Origin of the sequence: Actinomadura sp. NPDC049382, assembly GCF_040677125.1 — a bacterium.
Taxonomy (GTDB): Bacteria; Actinomycetota; Actinomycetes; order Streptosporangiales; family Streptosporangiaceae; genus Spirillospora; species Spirillospora geliboluensis.
This window is the reverse complement of sequence record NZ_JBFARO010000164.1, coordinates 1-17,375: the sequence shown is the minus strand read 5'-3', so window position 1 is coordinate 17,375 and position 17,375 is coordinate 1. Positions and strand designations below refer to the sequence as shown.

Sequence of the window (17,375 nt, the reverse complement as noted above, 5' to 3'; positions counted from 1 at the left end):
GCGGCGCGCACCCGCGCCTCGAACTCGTGCGCGTCGACGGCCTCGGGCGGCACGGCGAGCCGGTAGGCGCCGGGCGGCGACTCGACCGCGTCCCGCCCGATCGCGGCCCGCAGCCGCGACACCAGGGACTGCAGCGCGTTCGGCGCGCCGGCCGGCACCGCGTCCTCCCAGAGGGCGTCGATGATCCGCTCGGTGGGGACGGCCGCGCCGGGCTCCGCCGCGAGCAGCGTCAGCAGCGCGCGCAGCCGGGCGCCTCCGACCGGCACGGGCGCACCGCCGTCCGCGTGCACCTGCAGCGGCCCAAGGATCCCGATTCGCACCCGGCGATTCTCCCGCAGGACGGCGAACGCCCCGGCCGGTCGCGGGGACCGCCGGGGCGTTCGGGCGCGCGGCTCAGGCCGCGGACTCGGCGGCCTCGTTGTCGGCCGCCTCCTCCTTGGAGTGCTGGCCGGCCTTGGCCTTCGCCCGGGCCTCGTCGAGGGCCGCGAGCTCGAAGTCGGCGCGCGGCTGCTCGATGGTGGCGAGGGAGACGGTCTCGCGCTTGAGGAACAGCGCGAGCGTCCAGTCCGCGATGACGCGGATCTTGCGGTTGAAGGTCGGCACCATCGCGCCGTGGTAGCTGCGGTGGAAGAACCACGCCGGCCAGCCCTTGAGCTTGAAGCCCATCGGGTTGGCGACGCCCTTGTGGAGGCCGAGGCCCGCGACGGCGCCGAGGTTGCCGTGCACGTAGGGCTTCAGGGTCTTGCCGCGCAGCGACCGGACGATGTTGTCGCCGAGCAGCTTGGCCTGCCGGACGGCGTGCTGCGCGTTCGGCGGGCAGTACATGCCCTCCTGCGTCAGGTCCGGGATGGCGGCGTTGTCGCCGGCGGTGAACGCCCGCACCAGGCCCTCGATGGTGAGGTACTCGGTGCCCTTGACGCGGCCCCGCTCGTCCAGCGGCAGGTCGCCGTGCCGGACGACCGGCGACGGCTTGACGCCCGCGTTCCACACCAGCGTCCCGGCCGGGAAGCTGCTGCCGTCCGACAGCTCGATCTGCCCGTCGACCGCGGACTGCAGGAAGGTGTTCATCTTCACCGCGATGCCGCGGCCGCGCAGCTGCTCGGCGGTCCACTTGCCCATGTCGGGGCCGACCTCGGGCAGGATGCGGTCGGTCGCCTCGACGAGCATGAACCGCAGGTCCTGCGGGGTGACCTTGCGCATGTACTTGGTCGCGTCGCGGGTCATGTCCTCCAGCTCGGCGACGGCCTCGACGCCGGCGAACCCGCCGCCGACGAACACGAAGGTCAGCGCCTTGCGGCGCAGCTCGACGTCGTCGGTCGACTCGGCGATCTCCAGCTGCTCCAGCACGTGGTTGCGCAGGTGGATGGCCTCGCCGACGGTCTTGAGGCTGATGCCGTGCTCGGCGAGCCCGGGGATGGGCAGCAGCCGCGGCACGGCGCCGGCGGCCATGACCAGGTAGTCGTAGGAGATCCGCTCCGGCGGTCCGGCCAGCGGCTGGACGATCGCCCAGCCCTCGTCGTGGTTCAACTCGGTGACGCGCGCCTTGCGGACGGTGCACTTGGGCAGCACCCGGCGCAGCGGGACGACGACGTGCCGCGGGGAGATGTTCCCGGCGGCGGCCTCGGGCAGGAACGGCTGGTACGTCATGTACGAGTTGGGGTCAACGACGGTGACCTTGACCTCGCCGCGTCTCAGCTCTCGCTTCAGCTTCTTCTGCAGACGCAGCGCGGTGTACATGCCCACATAGCCGCCACCCACGATGAGGATGTGGGGAGCGCCAGAGGTCTCCTCGGCGGTCCTGGCCATTGCGGCCCTCCTATGATCACGGTCGGCTTGTGAAGACATTCACAAGCTAGCCGATGGAACGTGCCTTGCACCAATCCAGAACCAGGAAAGAACCCGAGAACTTCCCGTTCCGGTAAAGCAGGGGGCTAACTCGCGTGTGAAACCCGCCACTCCTTCGCAAATAATCGGATGGAGCGGGACAGAACACGCATGATCGACGTCACCCGGCCACCGGCCGGACGACGCGGCGCACGGCGCGCCGAACCGCCCGTCCCACCCCGGCGGAAGCCCTAAGGTTGGGGCGGACGAGGAAGGGGGCGCCGGCGGCGGGAACGCGCACGGCCGAGATGCGGGACCGACACGACGGCGGCCCCGGCGGTGCGCGGCGTACGATCTCGCGCGGGAGCGTATCGATGATGAGCAGACACCGGCGTCCGACGGCGGCCGCGGCGGGCGCCCTCGCCCTCGCCGCGGCCCTGAGCGGCTGCGGCCTGATCGGCCAGCCGCAGAACCAGAGCGCCGAACTGTCGGAGTGGTTCACCGTGACCAGCCCGGCCTTCCACGATGGCGGCGACTTGCCCCCGCGGTACGGCTGCAAGACGTACCCTGGCGGACAGGGCAAGACCCCGCCGCTCCGGTGGTCGGGCCCGCCCGGAACCAAGTCGTTCGCGATCGTGGCGGACGACCCGGACGCCTCCGGCGGCGCCTACGTCCACTGGGTCATCGCGGGCATCGACGGGACGGTGAACGAGATCGTCGAGGGCGCCCAGCTGGACAGGACCGTCGAAGGGCTGACCACGGACAAGAAGGCGGGCTACGCGCCACCGTGCCCGCCCAAGGGAGAAGAGCATCGGTACCGGTTCACCATCTACGCGCTGGACGATCCGGCACCGTTCCAGAACGGCGCCGCACTGAAGGACTCGCTCCCCGCCATCGCCGAGCACACCATCGGCCGCGGGCGGATCATCGGGAACTTCGGCGGCGAGCAGGCGCGTTGACCGTGGAGCCTGCGAGCACCGGGTCAACGCGGACCCCTCGGGGGGCTGGAGCCGACAGGGGTGCGCGGATCGGCGGAGTTGGCCGATCGGCGCACGCCGTGTGAGGGTAAATGTGCGCGAAGGGTGTGACAACGGTCATAGCGGTCGGACAGAATCGTGCTGAGCCGCATCGGCGGCCGCCCGTGACGATCCGGACGCTTGCGACAATCGGGACGGACCCGCGGTCCGCGCCGGCGACTCCCGCTGGGCCAAGGCATTGGGTGGTGGCATGACTTCTTACATCGTGGTCTTCGGCCTCATTGTGGTCGTCGTCCTGGTGGTCGTCCTCGTGGCCTTGGGCCTGCGGGCCAGCAGGGCCGGACGCGACGACGACGACTGGATGGACGACGAGCCGCAGCCGCGCGGCCGCCGCGGAGTCCCGCCGCACGAGCAGCAGGGCGGCCAGGACGACTACGGCCCCGGCTACAACGACGGCTACGACGAGGGCTACGACGGCGGGTACGACCGCGCGCCCGAGCCCGGTCCGGACCGCCGCGTCGCCGGCGGGCCGCTCGCCGCGCCCACCGCCGCCCCGTCCCCGCCGCCCCCCGCCCCGAGCGGCTCGGCGTCCGACGAGATGGAGGACGACGACTACTGGGCGACGATCACCTTCGACAAGCCCAAGTTCCCCTGGCAGCACGACCGCGACCAGCAGGGCGAGCACCCCGAGCACGACCCCGCCGCCGACCCGCTGCACGCGCAGGCCCCCCCGCCCGAGCAGCCCCCCGCCGAGCAGCCCCAGCTGACCCAGCCCGTCTCGATGGGCGCCGACGGCACCGTCCTCAACGGCCTCGGCCACCCCGGCGGGCCCGGCACCGGCCCCCAGCAGACGCCCGGCGGGTTCCCAGGCGGCGCGCCCTTCGGCAGCGACCCCGGCGCGACGGCGCTCGACCCGCTCCCCGCCGACTTCGCCGGCCCCGGCGGCGGGCAGCCGCCCTACGGCGGCCCCGGCATGCCCGACCAGCAGGTGTACGGCGGGCAGGAACCGCAGCCCGCGTACGGCGCCGCCGCCGACTACGGCCCCGGCGAGCCGTCCTATGGCCCCGGTGAGCCGTCCTACGGCGGCGGTGAGCCCTCCTACGGCGGCGGTGAGCCGTCGTACGGCGGCCAGGAGCAGTACGGCGTTCCCGAGCAGCCCCAGTACGGCTCCCGCGAGCCGTCCTACGGCGACTACGGCTCCGACCCGCTCGGCGGGCGCCCGGCCGCGGGCCCGCCGCCCGCCGCCCGGCCCGACTACGACATGCCGCTCGGCCCCGGCGCTCCGCGCGGCGGCGACCCGCGCGTGTCCGACCCGCTCGGCCTGCCCCTCGGCCGTCCCGAGGAGCCCGCCGCCCCGCCCCCGCCCCCGATGCCCCCGGCGGCCCCGCCGGCTCCGGCGGCTCCGGCGCCCGCTCCGGCTCCGGCCGCGCACGGCGGCTCCGACACCGACGGGCACAAGCTCCCCACGGTGGACGAGCTGCTCCAGCGCATCCAGTCCGACCGCCAGCGGTCGACGGGCCCGTCCGACTCGGGCGGCTCCTACGGCGGCGGCTCGCTGAACGACCCGCTGGGCGACCCGCTCGGCACCGGCTCCTACGGGACGAGCCAGCCCCCCGCGAGCACGGGGAACACCGGCCCGTGGCCGTCCGGCGGCCAGGGCGCCGGCGGTCAGGGCACCGGCGGCTACGACGCGGGTCTCGGCGCGGCGCCGGGCGGCTACGGCCAGGGCCAGCAGAGCGACGGCTACCCGACGGCCCCCGCCTACGGCGAGTCCAACCGCTACGACGACCCGCTCGGCTCCGGCGGCTCCTCGGGCGGCGTCTACGGCGACTTCAGCGGCAGCAGCTACAACGGCTCCGGCGACCCGCTGGCCGCACCGCACGACCAGGGTTCGCAGGGCGGCTACACCGACCCGAACGCCACCCAGGCGTACGGCTCCGGCTACTACGGCAACTCGCAGGGGCAGCAGCAGGGCGGCTACCAGGGCGGCCAGCAGAACGACGGCCCCCCGTACGGCAACCGCCAGCCCGCCGACGACTGGGAGAACTACCGCCGCTAGGGCGACGCGCACCGAAGACGCTGAGGGCCGCCGGGCAATCCGGCGGCCCTCAGCGCGTCCTGCCCCACTCGCACCCTCGCCTTTTCGCAGGTGGGCGGCGGGACGGCCGACGCGGAACGCGCGGGTGGCGGCAGGTTGAATCCGGGGGCGCGGCGCGGGCGTTGTGTCCGCGTGTAGGCCCGCTAATCGTGCTTATATACAGCGTGTGACTTCAAAGACACGCAACGTGTCCGTTATGCGGCGGGATCTGCTCGCCTCGTTCGTCGTCTTCCTCGTCGCGGTCCCGCTGTCGCTGGGCATCGCGGTGGCGTCCGGCGCGCCGGTCGCCGCCGGGCTGGTCGCCGCGGCCGCCGGCGGGATCGTCGCCGGGCTGCTCGGCGGCTCGCCGCTCCAGGTGAGCGGGCCGGCCGCCGGGCTCACCGTGCTGGTGGCCGAGCTCGTGCAGACCTACGGCTGGCGCGCCACCTGCACGATCACCGCGCTGGGCGGGCTGCTGCAGCTCGTCCTCGGGGCCTGGCGGTTCGCGCGGGCCGCGCTCGCCGTCTCCCCCGCCGTCGTGCACGGGATGCTCGCCGGGGTCGGCGTCGTCATCGTCCTCGGCCAGGTGCACGTCGTGCTCGGCGGCGGGCCGCAGCAGTCCGCGGTCGCCAACCTGCGGGAGCTGCCCGGCCAGCTGCTGCGGCCGGACCTGCCTCCGGCGCTGGTGGCCGGGCTGACCGTCCTCGTCCTGGTCCTGTGGGCGCGGCTGCCGCGGCAGGGGCCGCTGCGGCTGGTCCCCGCCCCGCTGCCGGCCGTCGCCCTCGCCACCGCCGCCGCCTGGGGCCTCGGGCTGCCGCTGCCGCGCGTCGACCTGCCCGACTCGCCGTTCAGCGGGTGGGCCGCCCCCGTCCTGCCGCACGGCCCGCCGATCGGGGTCGCCGGGGCCGTCGTGTCCGTCGCGCTCGTCGCGGGCGTCGCGTCGCTGCTGTGCACCGTGGCGGTCGACCGCGTCCGGCCCGAAGGGGTACCGCCGGCCGATCTCGACCGGGAGCTGCGCGCCCAGGGCGCCGCGAACGCCGTGTCCGGGCTGCTCGGCGGGCTGCCGGTGGCCGGGGTGATCGTCCGCAGCACGGCCAACGTGGAGGCCGGCGGCCGCACCCGGCTGTCCCCCGTGCTGCACGGCGTGTGGGTGCTCGTCCTCGTGCTGTGCTGCGCGCCGCTCATCGAGCGGGTCCCGCTGGCCGCGCTCGCCGCGCTGCTGATCATGCTCGGGATCCGGCTGGTCGACCTCGACCGCGTCCGTGAGCTGCGGCACCACCGGGAGGCGCCCGCCTACTTCGGCACCCTCGCCGGCGTCGTGCTGCTGGGGCTCGGCCAGGGCGTCCTGGTCGGCGTCGGCATCATCGCGGTGCTGGCGCTGCGCCGGCTGACGCGGCTGTCGGTCCGGACGGAGGAGCTCGTGCTCGTGCCCGGCGACGGGCCCGTCCCGCCCCGGCGGCACGTGGTCGTCGAGGGGACGTTCACCTTCCTCGGCGTCCCCCGGGTGACGCGGGCGCTGCGGAACATCCCGGCGGGTTCGAGCGTCGATCTGGATCTCAACGTCGACTTCATGGACCACGCCGCGTTCGACGCGATCCACCAGTGGCGGCTCGCGCACGAACGCCAAGGAGGCAGGGTCGACATCGACGAGGTTCACGAGGCTTGGTATGAAAGAGCGGTGACAGGTGATATGACTCAGCCGCGCAAAGCCGCCCCGCCGGCCCGCTGGTGGGCGCCCTGGGCCAACCGGCGGCGCCGCTCCGAGGCCGAGCTCGACGCGCCGGAGACGTCCCCCGCGGCCGTGCTGCTGAACGGCATCCGCGACTACCACGACAGCACCGCCCCGCTCGTCCGGCCGATCATGTCCGAGCTGGCGATGAAGCAGAAACCGCAGCACCTGTTCATCACCTGCGTGGACTCGCGCGTCGTGCCCAACATCATCACCGCCAGCGGGCCCGGCGACCTGTTCATCAACCGCAACGTCGGGGCCCTGGTGCCCCGGCACGGGTCCCAGACGCCCGACGACTCGGTGTCGGCCACCGTCGAGTACGCCACGAGCGTCCTCGACATCCGGACGATCACGGTCTGCGGGCACTCCAACTGCGGTGCGATGGCCGCGCTGCTCGCCGGCGGCACCGAGGTCGAGCACCTGACCGGGCTGTCGCGCTGGCTGCGGCACGGCAACCACAGCCTCGCCCGCTTCCTGTCCACCGACCCGGACGGCTGGGACGAGCCGCCGCTGACCCGGCTCTGCAAGATCAACGTGATGCAGCAGCTCGACAACCTGCTGACCTACCCGTGGCTCCGGGAGCGGGTCGAGGCCGGCGAGATCGAGCTGGTCGGCCTGTACCTGGACCTGTCGTCGGCGAACGTCGAGATCCTCGACCGCGCCGCCGGCACGTTCGCCCGCGTCCCGGACGCCGTCCCGGAGACGCCGGGCTCGCGGACCCTGACCTGACCCGGTCCGGGTCGCGATCCACGGTGTGCGGGCCGCCCCCGTCCGGACGACCCGCCCACCGTCCACCGGCTCCGCCACCCCGACGGGCGGGCCCACGGCCGGACCTGCCGGGCCCTGCACGCACCGGCCCGGCGGTCCTTCTCCATGGCGGCCTCCGGCCCGCGTCGCCTCGGCGGGGCCCCCGCCCCGCGCGATGAGGTCCGGCCGGCCGGCGACCGCCGCTCGCTAGAAACCCTGCGCCGTCGCGGGCGCCCGCGCCCCGGGGAACCGGGCGCGGGCCTCCGCTCGGCCGCGGTCTTCGCTCAGCGCCCGACGAGTTCGTCGTCGGCGCGCGCGTAGTCTCGGACGTACATCCCGGTCACCCGGCGCGCGCGGCGCGCGCGGCCGTCGGAGGCCGGCAGGAACAGCGCGTCGCGCCGGCTGGCGCGGGAGAAGTCCCACAGGTACACAAGGCCCCCGAGCAGCCCGGCGAACGCGAGGGCCACGAACACGATGGCGATCATCTGCGCTCCTCTCCACGGGGCCCAGCACCGGCCCCGCCGCCGTCGCCGTCCACGGCGATCGGCTCTTACCAGGACGGTATGCGCCGTGTTTCATCCTTTCTGTGTCCGGTGACCCGATTCCCGGGAGTCTCTAGGCGCAGCGCGCTCGCCCGATCCGCCAGATCCGTCCGCATCCCGGCCCTCGCCGTCTCCAACAGCGGCATGGTGATCGCCGCCATGGACGTCCGCGTGGACGGCGGCTACGACCTCGACGGCGGCACCAACAACATCCAGATCGCGATGGCCCGCACGGACCTCACCGGCCGCGTCAGCCGCGACGACGGCGCAAGCTGGCCCCACCAGGCCCTCATCAAGCCCGGCGCCGCCGGCTACTCCACGATGGCCGTCCTGGCGAACGGCTCCATAGGAACCCTCTGTGAGATAGGAGACACGGGCGGCATCCTCTTCGCCCGCACAACCCTCCCCTGGCTCGAATCCAGACCCCCGCGAGGGCCGGGCCGCCCCCGGCCCTCGCCAAGCCCACTACTCTGAGCCCACAAAACCGGCCGCAGGGAGCAGATCGTGGGCATCAGGTGCCGATGTATAAGAGTCGCCTCCACCGACATGGACGCTCTCCGAGCAGACGCCGCGAAGTTCGTGTTCAGTTTCGACGTGGACCACTTCGACGGCGACCCGGCAATGGACAAGGCCATTGGTATCGAGAAGACGTGGCACGCCCTGAGCCATCTCCTGGAGAAATCCTCCGGCCCCTCAGCGGACATCTTCTTCGCCGGAGTCCCGCTCACCGAAGACTTCGACTACGGCCCCCCTTTCTTCCTGGACCCGGACCTGGTGCGATCAACGGCCGCCCTGCTGAACCGAATCCCGTCCAGCACCCTTCTGGCGCACTACGACGCCCAGGAATTACAAGAGGCCGACATCTACCCCGGCGTCTGGCGCCCCGCCGACGAAGAGTTCAACCTGCGATGGCTCAGCGGCCACTACGAAAAGCTAGTGACCTTCTGCAACACCGCCGCGGCCTCCGGCGACGCCCTCCTCCTGGCCCTCACATGACCGAACCGCCCGCGACCGCCCGATTTGAGCTCGCCACCGAACTAGCCGCCGCAACGCGCGACAGGCACAGCGCATGGGAGTTCATCCGCCGGTTCGCCGACACATGGGCAGAACCGTTGCGTGATTGCGACGGCTACGGCATCGCGGACGTGCACGCCGCCGAAGAGCGGCTGGGCTTCACACTTCCCGCCGCGCTGCGCGAGGCGTACACGCTGTTCGGCAAACGCGCCGACCTCTGCGGCACGATGAACTTTTTGAAGGCCCCGGATCAGCTCGCCGTTTTCGAGGACCTGCTGCTGTACCACCACGAGAACCAGGGATCCTGGGAGCGTTACATCCGCCCGGCGGATCTGCACATGGACGATCCACCCACCGTGCAGTCGTGCGACTGGGGCCACGGGCAGCACGCATGCGCAGAACGCCTTTCGATCGCTCTGGTCGAGATGGTGCTCACCGAGTCGCTCTACGCAGACGACACGCTCACCATGTACGGCGAGTTGCTTGAGACGGAGATTGCGGAGGTGTACCACCGATACACCCCGCTGCCCCTCCCTCCACTCCCCCTTGAGCCCCTGGAGTGCACCCCCACGGGAGGCCGCTGGTACGCGGGCGAGAATGTGATCCTCAATCTCACGACGTTCCATATGCCCGATGAATACGAGCATAGGAGAGGGCCTTGGGGACGACCGTGGAGCCGGGGCCATCTCAACATCCGCGCCCGGACCCCCGATGCCGCCCAAGCACTGCAGCGTGACCTGCCGCGAGAATGGTTCAACTGGAGATGGCACAAGCCAGAGGACCCATACCCCCCGAAGCCGTGAAGTCCCGGCGCTGCTCAAGGAGGCTTGGGGGCGGACGAGTCGGCCTGTAAGCCGGGTTCTGTGCCCGCTGTCCCTCGCGGGGCGGCGGGTGACGGCCATCCATCTCGGGCCGCCGTTGCCGACGGCCTCCAGCGGTCTACCCGCAGGCTCGGGCGGGCCGCCCTCAGGCACCTGCGCGGGGCCTCTTGCGGGGCCCCTTCTTGACCTTGCTCCGGGTGGGGTTTACCGAGCCGCCCACGTCACCGTGGGCGCTGGTGAGCTCTTACCTCACCGTTTCACCCTTACCACCGGCGGACCGGTGGCGGTTTGCTTTCTGTGGCACTGTCCCGCGGGTCACCCCGGGTCGGCGTTACCGACCACCCTGCCCTGTGGAGCCCGGACTTTCCTCGACGGGGATCGCTCCCCGACGCGGCCGTCCGGCCGGCTCGTCCGCCGTACGTAAGAGGTTAGCGGGTGCGTGAGGCGCTCACGCACCCGCTCTTCCGGGTCCGTCAGTTGACTAGCGGACCTAGGGGAGGTTGGTGAGGGCCTCGTCCGGGCGGGATTGGTCAAGAGGGAAGGTGGTGCACGTCGTTGAACGTGCGCAGTGTCGCGGGCCCGTCGGCGTACCAGTCGATGGACGACAGCGCGGCCACGTCCAGGTGCATCCGGTAGAGGGACGACATGGGCGCGCCCAGGGCGTCCTTCACGAGGAGCTTGATGGGCGTGACGTGCGAGACCACCAGGACGGTCTGCTCGCGGTAGCGGACCTTGAGCTTGTCCAGTGCGGTCCGGACGCGGCGGGACACCTGGGCGAAGCTCTCCCCGCCCGGCGGCGCCGCCTCGGGGTCGGCCAGCCACGCCTTCATCTCGGCGGGCCACCCCTTGCCCGCCTCGGCGAACGTGAGGCCCTCCCACTCGCCGAAGTCGGTCTCCCGGAAGCCGTCCTCGACGCGGACGTCCAGCCCGGTGACGGCGGCGGCCTCGGCGGCCGTGTCGCGGCAGCGGGCCAGGGGGGAGGTGACGATCGCGTCGAGGCCGCGGTCCTTGAGCGCGAGCGCGGCGGCGCGGGCCTGCGCGAGGCCGTTCGGGGTGAGCGGGACGTCGCCGATCCCGGCGAAGCGCTTCTCGATCGACAGCGGCGTCTCGCCGTGCCGGAGCAGGACCGTGGTCATCGGAGCGGACGAGGGCGGACGCGGCGGCGGCTCCGGCTCCCTCGGCGCCTCCTCGACCTTGCGGGTCCAGTGCTCGCCGCGGGCGGCGGCGTCCATGGCCTCGTTCGCCAGCCGGTCGGCGTGCGCGTTCCGGTTGCGCGGGATCCAGCCGTAGGACACCGACCCGAGGCCCCCGGCCAGCTCCTTCGCGCGCAGCGCCAGCGGGATCATGTCCGGGTGCTTGATCTTCCAGCGGCCGGACATCTGCTCCACGACGAGCTTGGAGTCCATCCGGACCTCGACGCGGGCGGACGGGTCGAGGTCCGCCGCCGCCGTCAGCCCGGCGATCAGGCCCCGGTACTCGGCGACGTTGTTGGTGGCGTGCCCGATCGACTCGGCCACCTCGGCGAGGACCTCGCCGGTCAGCGCGTCCCGGACGAGGGCCCCGTACCCGGCGGGCCCCGGGTTGCCGCGCGAGCCCCCGTCCGCCTCGACGATCAGCTTGCGTGCGCTCGCGCCCCTGTGGGGGGACGACCCCCCACGCCCCCCGGCGACTGCGCTCACAGGCCCGACTCTGGCGTGCGGATGAGAATGCGGCGGCACTCCTCGCAGCGGACGACCTCGTCCTCCGCCGCAGCCCTGATGTTGTTCAGGTCGACGGTATTCAGCGCCAGGTGGCAGCCCTGGCACGCGCCGCGGAACAGCTTGGCCGCGCCCACGCCGCCGAACTGGCCGCGCAGCTTCTCGTAGAGGGCGAGCAGGTCGTCCGGGACGTCCTTGGCGACGGCGGTGCGCGCGGTGCTGGTCGTCCCCGACTCCTCGTCGATCTCCCGCTGCGCGGTGTCGCGGCGCTCGGTGAGCCCGGTCAGCTCCTCCTGCGCGGCGGACCGGTCGGCGCGGAGCGCGGCGACGCGCCCCTCGGCCTCCTCCGTCCGCTCCATGATCTCCAGCACGACCTCCTCCAGGTCGGACTGGCGGCGCTGCAGCGACTCGATCTCCGCCTGCAGGCTGCTGAGGTCCTTCGCGGACGTCACCTGGCCGGAGTCGAGCCGCTTCTGGTCGCGGTCGGCGCGGGTGCGGACCTGGTCGACGTCCTGCTCGGCCTTCTTCTGCTCCCGCTGCAGGTCGCCGACCTCGGTCTCGGCCGCGACGATCGCGTCGCGCAGCTCGGTCAGTCGCCCCTCCAGCCGCTCGATCTCCGCCAGCTCGGGCAGCGTCCGGCGGCGGTGCGCCAGCCGGTCCAGCGAGCTGTCGAGCTCCTGCAGGTCGAGCAGTCGAAGCTGGGCTTGCGGTGCGGCTTTCACAGTGCTCCTTCTTCGTGAAGGCGCCACGCGTCGGTGACGAGCGTGGACACCCTGGTCTCCAACTTGCCCGCTTCGGGGGAGGACGCGGCGAGCCGGCGTTCGGCGTCGGCCAGCCACGGCCATTCGGTCGCCCAGTGCGCGGCGTCCACCAGGGCGGGCCCGCCGTGCTCGGCGAACTCCGACGCGGGGTGGTGCCGCAGGTCGGCGGTGAGGTAGGCGTCGACACCGGCGGCGCGCGCGGTGCCGAGGAGGGAGTCGCCGGAGCCGCCGCAGACGGCGACGGTGCGCACGACCGCGTCCGGGTCGCCGGCCGCGCGGACGCCCCAGGCGGTGGACGGCAGGCCGACGGCGGCGCGCCGGGTGAACTCCCGCAGCGTGACGGGCTCGGCCAGCTCCCCGATCCGGCCGAGGCCGCGGCGCGGGTCGTCGTCGGCGGGGACCATCGGGCGCAGCCCGCCGGTCAGGCCCACGGCCCGCGCCAGCGCGTCCGAGACGCCGGGATCGGCCCGGTCGGCGTTGGTGTGCGCGGTGTACAGCGCGAGCCCACTGGTGATCATCCGGTGGATCAGCCGGCCCTTGGGGGTGGTGGCGGCGACGGAGTGCACGCCGCGCAGCAGCAGCGGGTGGTGCGTGACCACCAGGTCGGCGTCCCACTCCAGCGCCTCGTCGATCACGGCGGCGACGGGGTCGACGGCGAACAGGACCCGGCCGACCTCCTGATCGGGGTCTCCGCAGACCAGTCCGACGGCGTCCCAGGACTCCGCCCACGCGGGCGGGTAAAGCTCCTCCAGAACCGTGATGACATGGGATAGGCGCACGTCCCGCAGGCTACCGCGCCCAGCCGCTCCCAACGAGCCACCGAGCGTCACCGCGGGGCGGCGCGGTCTGTAACGATATGGACGGGACAGTGCACGAGGGAAGGGAGAACGCCATGTCGGACGCCGGCGCCGCGGGACCGGAGCCCACTGCGGAACGCCCGTACATGCCCGGCTACGGCATCCAGGGGCCGGACGAGGGAAGCGGCCTGCTGCCGTGGTCGTGGGCCGTGGAGCGGCTGCGCGCCGCGCGCAACTTCTGGGTGTGCACGGTCCGGCCGGACGGACGCCCCCACGCGATGCCCGTCTGGGGCGCCTGGTCGGGCGAGGCCCTGCTGTTCAGCAGCGCCGTCCCGTCCCGCAAGATGGTCAACCTGCGGGCGAACCCGCAGGTCGTGGTGACCACCGAGGAGGCCGAGAACCCCGTCGTCATCGAGGGCCGCGCCGAGATCCTCACCGAGCAGAAGGACCTCCAGCGGTTCATCGACCTGGTCAACTCCAAGTACGCGACCCGCTATCGTGTCGATTTCCTGGACCCCGAGGTGAACGCGACCGTCGCGGTGCGCCCACAATCGGTGTTCGGGCTCCGCCAGGGAGACTTCACCGGTTCTCCCACCCGGTGGTCGTTCGGAACCTGACCGTCCGCCGGGATCAACCTGGAGACTCATCGCGTTGGAGTCTGTTTGACTGCCTCCCCTCCCTGGTGGGAGGGGATTCCTACGGCTCGCGCCGTGGGTGTTTCTGCTTCGCGGCCGACTGCGGAAGGGAGTGCCCTTGCCGTCTGACGTCAGCTCCACAGACATCACCGGAGGTGCCGCCTCCGGCTACGGCTCGACCAGCCGCAAGGATGTTCTTGGCCTTGCGGCGGTTGACGCTGCCGGGCTGCTTGCGAGCCATGCGCCGCTGGTACCGGGCCAGGTTCGCCGCCTTGCGCTCCACATGGCGCGGGTTGGCGATGCGCTCCCCGTCCGACGTCACCGCGAAATACTTGACGCCCAGATCGATGCCGATCTGGTGCCCGGTCTGCGGCGCGGGCTTTGGGGCGTGGGTGTCGACGGCGAAGGTGACGTACCAGCGCCCGTCCGGCTCCCGCGAGATCACCACCATCGTGGGGTCCAGCGTGGCCGGGTCCACGTCCTGGAACGACCACACGAGCACGAGCGGCGCGGCCGTCTTCGCCATCCACAACTGCCCGTCCTTCATGCGGAATGCCGAGCGGGTGTAGTGCGCCGCCTGTCGGCCGGTGCGGGTCTTGAACCGCGGGTAGCGGGCGCGTCCGGCGAAGAAGCCGGCGAACGCTGCGTGCTGATGCCGCAGCGCCTGCTGCAGCGGGACCGAGGACACCTCGCTCAGGAACGCCAGTTCCTCGGTCTTCTTCCATGCGGTCAGCGCGGCGTCAGTCTGCTTGTAGGAGGTAGGTTCGCCGTCGGCGTGCCAGGCGCGGTGGCGTTCGGCGAGCGTCTTGTTCCACACCAGGCGCACGCACCCGAACGTACGGTTGAAGACGGCCGCCTGCTCGGCATCGGGATAGGCCCGGCACTTGTACGCCGTCCGCATGACCGGCACCTTACACACTCGCCAGGTGCGCGTAAGGGAATTCGGATGTCCGTGGACTCGTTTCTCACAGCACGAACTCCTCACCCACCTCAGGGCCGGGGAATCCTTCGGAGGACTAGGTGAAATCACCCTTTCGGCGCCGCAAGCGCGTCAAGGGCCGTCCCATGGGCAACCGCCCCGAGGCGGCCGAGCCGGAGACAGTCGAATGGCCCCGCGAGGGGACGGGCAAGTCGTCCCTGATGGGGGCCATCCGCGGCGACGGCGAGACCGGCGCCGGCTTCGGCGGCGGCATGTTCGAGGACCTCGCCGCGGCGTTCGAGGGCTCCAAGAAGGTCAAGATGGAGGAGCAGGAGCGCCAGAAGGTCATGCGGCAGGACGACCACGAGCAGACCGGTTCCGGCCGCACCCGCGACGACCTCGACTCCGGCAAGATCCGTATTCGGCGCACCCCGCCGGACGAATAGGACCCGACCGCACTCGAACACGAGTTCGAACACGGGTTATCCTGCCCTCGTGAGCACCTACGTCCCGCCCGGCTGGCCCTCGCAGGTGCATCCACCGGGCACCGACCGCTTCGAGGACACCGCCCTCGGCTGGCTGCTCGAGCTCGTCCCGCCCGAGTACCGCCGCTACGGCGTGCTGCGCCGCTACCCGATCACCCTCGCCCGGATGGCCCGCCAGCACGTCGCCGCGTCCGTCGAGGCGGCCCGCGAGGGCTTCCGCACCGCCCGCGTCGACCTCGGCGACCTCGTCCCGCCGCACGGCGTCGAGTCCGTGCTGGACGCCTACCGCCGCGAGGGCGCCCGCCTCGTCGCCGTCCTGCGCGCCGTGGAACTCGTCGAGACGGCCCTGCGCGGCCTCGCCGAGCCCGACGACCCGGCCCACCGCCGCCCCTTCACCCCCAAGCTGTGACGATCCCGTTGACTCCCTGTCGCGGGGTGCGCAAGCCTTTGCTCTGTTCCTGACGGGGAGGCGGGTTTCCGGTGAGCACACCACCTGGGTGGTACCCAGATCCAGAGTGGATGGGCCGCGAACGCTACTGGGACGGACAAACCTGGACCACCCAGTCACGCCGCTACGAACGCACCCGCCGCCACCAGCGCCCACCCACCCCCGCACCGCAACAGGCCACACCCCCTGCGCCCCCACTTGCACCTCCACAGCCACCGGCGCCGCGTCCCGCCGACCCAACGGCACCCCACAGCGGCCAGGACGTCCAACAGCCGCCCCGGCCCGCACCGCCCACCTCAAGCACACCGCCGCAGCCGCCCAGATCGTGGCCGACCCCCGCCCAGCCTCCCGCTGCTCCCACGCACCGGGACGGTGGACCGATCCCAGCAGGCGCCAACCCGCCACCGGTCAACACGACGGCAGAGCCACAGCGCTCACCCACCGCGAAGCCGCCAGCCGCACCCCACCACAGCGGGCCGCCACCGGGCACCGGGCCCGTCGCCGCACGACCGCCCTACCAGGGCGAGCAAGGCGCGGCAGGAGCGCATCCAGCGGCTCCCGCACACCACCACAGCGAGCCGCCACAGGCCACCGGGCCGGTCGCCGCGCCGCCGCCGTACCAAGGTGAGCAAGCCTCTACAGAAGCGCGCCCTGCCACCCACACACACCACAGCGGGCCGCCACCGGGCACCGGGCCCATGGCCGCGCCGCCGCCCTACCAAGGTGAGCAGACCGCAGCGGCGGCGCGTCCTGCCGCTCCCACACCCCACCACAGCGGGCCGCCACCGGGCACCCCGCCCGTTGCCGCACGACCGCCCTACCAAGGTGAGCAGACCGCAGCGGGGGCTCGTCCTGCCGCTCCCGCACACCACTACAGCGGGCCGTCGCACGTCGGTGTGCCGCCGCCTGGTGCGGTTTATCGGGGTGGGGAGGCGTCCGCGGGGGCGGTTGTGCCGGGTCCTGGTGGGGCGGCGCTGGAGGGCGGGCGGGGCCGGGCGGACGTGGCGGGCGGCGGGCAGCAGGGGTGGCACGTTCCCGAGGCTCGGCGTTATCTGCCGCCTGGGCGGGAGCCCGCCGGGCGGGGTGGGGTGCCGGTTGCGGCGGTCGTGGGGGTTGAGGGGGTTCTCGTCGCGGGGGTCGCGTTCGGGGTGCAGTTGGTGTGGCCGGTGTGGGGGGCGGTCGTGGTCGTCGCCGTGTGGGGGCTGGTGCTGCTGGCGCCGCTCGGGGCGGGGCGCGTGTACGGGTACCGGGAGCCGCGCCGGGACGAGCGGGTGGAGCAGGTGTGGCGGGACGTCCAGCGGCGGGCCGGGGTGGGCGGGTACCGGGTGGTGGTCGTCGAGTCGGACGGGTTGAACGCCTGCGTGCCGTTCGGGCGGACGGTGGCGGTGACGTCGGCGTCGGCGCGTTCGCTGCCGCCGGGGCGGCTGGAGGCCGTGCTGGCTCATGAGCTGGGGCATCTGCTGGGGTGGCGGGCGGTTCCGGCGTTCGTGCACGCGCAGGTCACAATGCCGAGCCGGGCGCTGCTGTGGACGCTGCGCAAGGTGTGGGCGCCGGTCGCGCCGATGTGGAAGCGGGCCGTGGCGTGGCATCGGCCGATCGGTTTCGTGCTGGTGCTCCTGCTGGGGGCGCTGGCCACGGCGGTCACGGCGGTGGTGGCGCTGCCGGCGGGTGTCGCGTATGCCGCGGCGTTGGGGGCGCGGGTCCTGGGCGCGCGCGGGGAGGCACGGGCGGACGCGGTGGCGGTGCGGCTCGGGTTCGGCGCCGAGCTGGTCGCGGTGGTGGAGGAGCGCATCGAGAACGCCCCGGACGGGCTGCCGCTCCCCCTCGTCCGGCGGGCGCAGGGGTTGCGGCGGCGGCTCGGGTGATCAGGCCCGGCCGCCGAAGAGGGGCGGCGGCCCCTGG

General features: G+C 72.9%; 17 protein-coding genes and 1 other RNA gene. 10 read left to right on the top strand and 8 right to left on the bottom strand.

The annotated features are described in order from the left end of the window. The coding region (locus AB0K34_RS42460) for a winged helix-turn-helix domain-containing protein (protein ID WP_364554323.1) at positions 1–320 on the bottom strand (320 nt) is incomplete at its 3' end. Between the two features lie 73 nt (positions 321–393). Further along, a complete protein-coding gene (locus AB0K34_RS42455; RefSeq protein ID WP_138640218.1) occupies positions 394–1,806 on the bottom strand; it encodes an NAD(P)/FAD-dependent oxidoreductase in 1,413 nt (470 codons plus the stop codon). Positions 1,807–2,198: 392 nt separating this feature from the next. On the opposite strand from AB0K34_RS42455, the gene AB0K34_RS42450 reads away from it, so the two are divergent. The 3 genes from AB0K34_RS42450 to AB0K34_RS42440 all read left to right on the top strand — a co-directional run bounded on the left by AB0K34_RS42450 (position 2,199) and on the right by AB0K34_RS42440 (position 7,336). Next, entirely contained in the window at positions 2,199–2,783 is a 585-nt protein-coding gene (locus AB0K34_RS42450; protein ID WP_240808373.1) for a YbhB/YbcL family Raf kinase inhibitor-like protein, read from the top strand. A gap of 268 nt (positions 2,784–3,051) precedes the next feature. Next, positions 3,052–4,860 carry a hypothetical protein gene (locus AB0K34_RS42445; RefSeq protein ID WP_301178043.1) on the top strand — a complete coding sequence of 603 codons (1,809 nt, stop codon included), beginning with the start codon at positions 3,052–3,054 and terminating at the stop codon, positions 4,858–4,860. A gap of 235 nt (positions 4,861–5,095) precedes the next feature. Further along, positions 5,096–7,336, top strand: coding sequence for a SulP family inorganic anion transporter (locus tag AB0K34_RS42440; protein ID WP_301178042.1), 2,241 nt, complete (start codon positions 5,096–5,098; stop codon positions 7,334–7,336). A gap of 302 nt (positions 7,337–7,638) precedes the next feature. Here the strand turns inward: AB0K34_RS42440 and AB0K34_RS42435 are convergent, their stop codons facing one another. Continuing rightward, a complete protein-coding gene (locus AB0K34_RS42435) occupies positions 7,639–7,839 on the bottom strand; it encodes a hypothetical protein (protein ID WP_301178041.1) in 201 nt (66 codons plus the stop codon). Positions 7,840–7,947: 108 nt separating this feature from the next. On the opposite strand from AB0K34_RS42435, the gene AB0K34_RS42430 reads away from it, so the two are divergent. The 3 genes from AB0K34_RS42430 to AB0K34_RS42420 are packed head-to-tail and all read left to right on the top strand — an operon-like array spanning position 7,948 to position 9,713. After that, entirely contained in the window at positions 7,948–8,370 is a 423-nt protein-coding gene (locus AB0K34_RS42430) for a sialidase family protein (protein ID WP_364554322.1), read from the top strand. Positions 8,371–8,400: 30 nt separating this feature from the next. Further along, positions 8,401–8,892 (top strand): YfbM family protein, encoded by a 492-nt coding sequence (locus AB0K34_RS42425; RefSeq protein WP_364554321.1) that lies wholly within the window; start codon positions 8,401–8,403, stop codon positions 8,890–8,892. Beyond that, positions 8,889–9,713, top strand: a complete 825-nt coding sequence (locus tag AB0K34_RS42420) for a hypothetical protein (RefSeq protein WP_364554320.1) — start codon at positions 8,889–8,891, stop codon at positions 9,711–9,713. Before AB0K34_RS42425 ends, AB0K34_RS42420 begins: the two co-directional genes overlap by 4 nt. A 31-nt stretch (positions 9,714–9,744) precedes the next feature. On the opposite strand, the gene rnpB is transcribed toward AB0K34_RS42420, so the two are convergent. From rnpB to AB0K34_RS42400, 4 genes are all read right to left on the bottom strand, one after another. Beyond that, positions 9,745–10,141: RNase P RNA component class A (gene rnpB, locus AB0K34_RS42415), an RNA gene on the bottom strand. A gap of 120 nt (positions 10,142–10,261) precedes the next feature. Then, positions 10,262–11,410, bottom strand: a complete 1,149-nt coding sequence (locus AB0K34_RS42410) for a bifunctional RNase H/acid phosphatase (RefSeq protein WP_364554319.1) — start codon at positions 11,408–11,410, stop codon at positions 10,262–10,264. Continuing rightward, positions 11,407–12,150 (bottom strand): C4-type zinc ribbon domain-containing protein, encoded by a 744-nt coding sequence (locus AB0K34_RS42405; RefSeq protein ID WP_205719625.1) that lies wholly within the window; start codon positions 12,148–12,150, stop codon positions 11,407–11,409. The genes AB0K34_RS42410 and AB0K34_RS42405 overlap by 4 nt, the downstream gene beginning before the upstream one ends. Then, the gene (locus AB0K34_RS42400; RefSeq protein ID WP_364554318.1) at positions 12,147–12,968 is read right to left on the bottom strand and encodes a Nif3-like dinuclear metal center hexameric protein; all 822 of its coding nucleotides are present in this window, start codon (positions 12,966–12,968) and stop codon (positions 12,147–12,149) included. The genes AB0K34_RS42405 and AB0K34_RS42400 overlap by 4 nt, the downstream gene beginning before the upstream one ends. 113 nt (positions 12,969–13,081) lie before the next feature. Here AB0K34_RS42400 and AB0K34_RS42395 point away from each other — a divergent pair, with 113 nt between their 5' ends. Further along, positions 13,082–13,603: a pyridoxamine 5'-phosphate oxidase family protein gene (locus AB0K34_RS42395; protein ID WP_364554317.1), complete on the top strand. Its 522-nt coding sequence runs from the start codon at positions 13,082–13,084 to the stop codon at positions 13,601–13,603. A gap of 79 nt (positions 13,604–13,682) precedes the next feature. On the opposite strand, the gene AB0K34_RS42390 is transcribed toward AB0K34_RS42395, so the two are convergent. Beyond that, entirely contained in the window at positions 13,683–14,522 is an 840-nt protein-coding gene (locus AB0K34_RS42390) for a transposase (RefSeq protein WP_364554316.1), read from the bottom strand. A gap of 119 nt (positions 14,523–14,641) precedes the next feature. Between AB0K34_RS42390 and AB0K34_RS42385 the strand changes: the two genes are divergently transcribed. The 3 genes from AB0K34_RS42385 to AB0K34_RS42375 all read left to right on the top strand — a co-directional run bounded on the left by AB0K34_RS42385 (position 14,642) and on the right by AB0K34_RS42375 (position 17,338). Continuing rightward, the gene (locus tag AB0K34_RS42385) at positions 14,642–14,986 is read left to right on the top strand and encodes a DUF6191 domain-containing protein (protein ID WP_138641107.1); all 345 of its coding nucleotides are present in this window, start codon (positions 14,642–14,644) and stop codon (positions 14,984–14,986) included. 49 nt (positions 14,987–15,035) lie between these two features. Beyond that, complete coding sequence (locus AB0K34_RS42380) at positions 15,036–15,434, top strand: hypothetical protein (protein ID WP_301177598.1); 399 nt, start codon at positions 15,036–15,038, stop codon at positions 15,432–15,434. Between the two features lie 1,145 nt (positions 15,435–16,579). Further along, on the top strand, positions 16,580–17,338 hold the full coding sequence (locus AB0K34_RS42375) for a M48 family metalloprotease (RefSeq protein ID WP_364554315.1): 759 nt from the start codon (positions 16,580–16,582) through the stop codon (positions 17,336–17,338). Positions 17,339–17,375 lie beyond the last annotated feature (37 nt).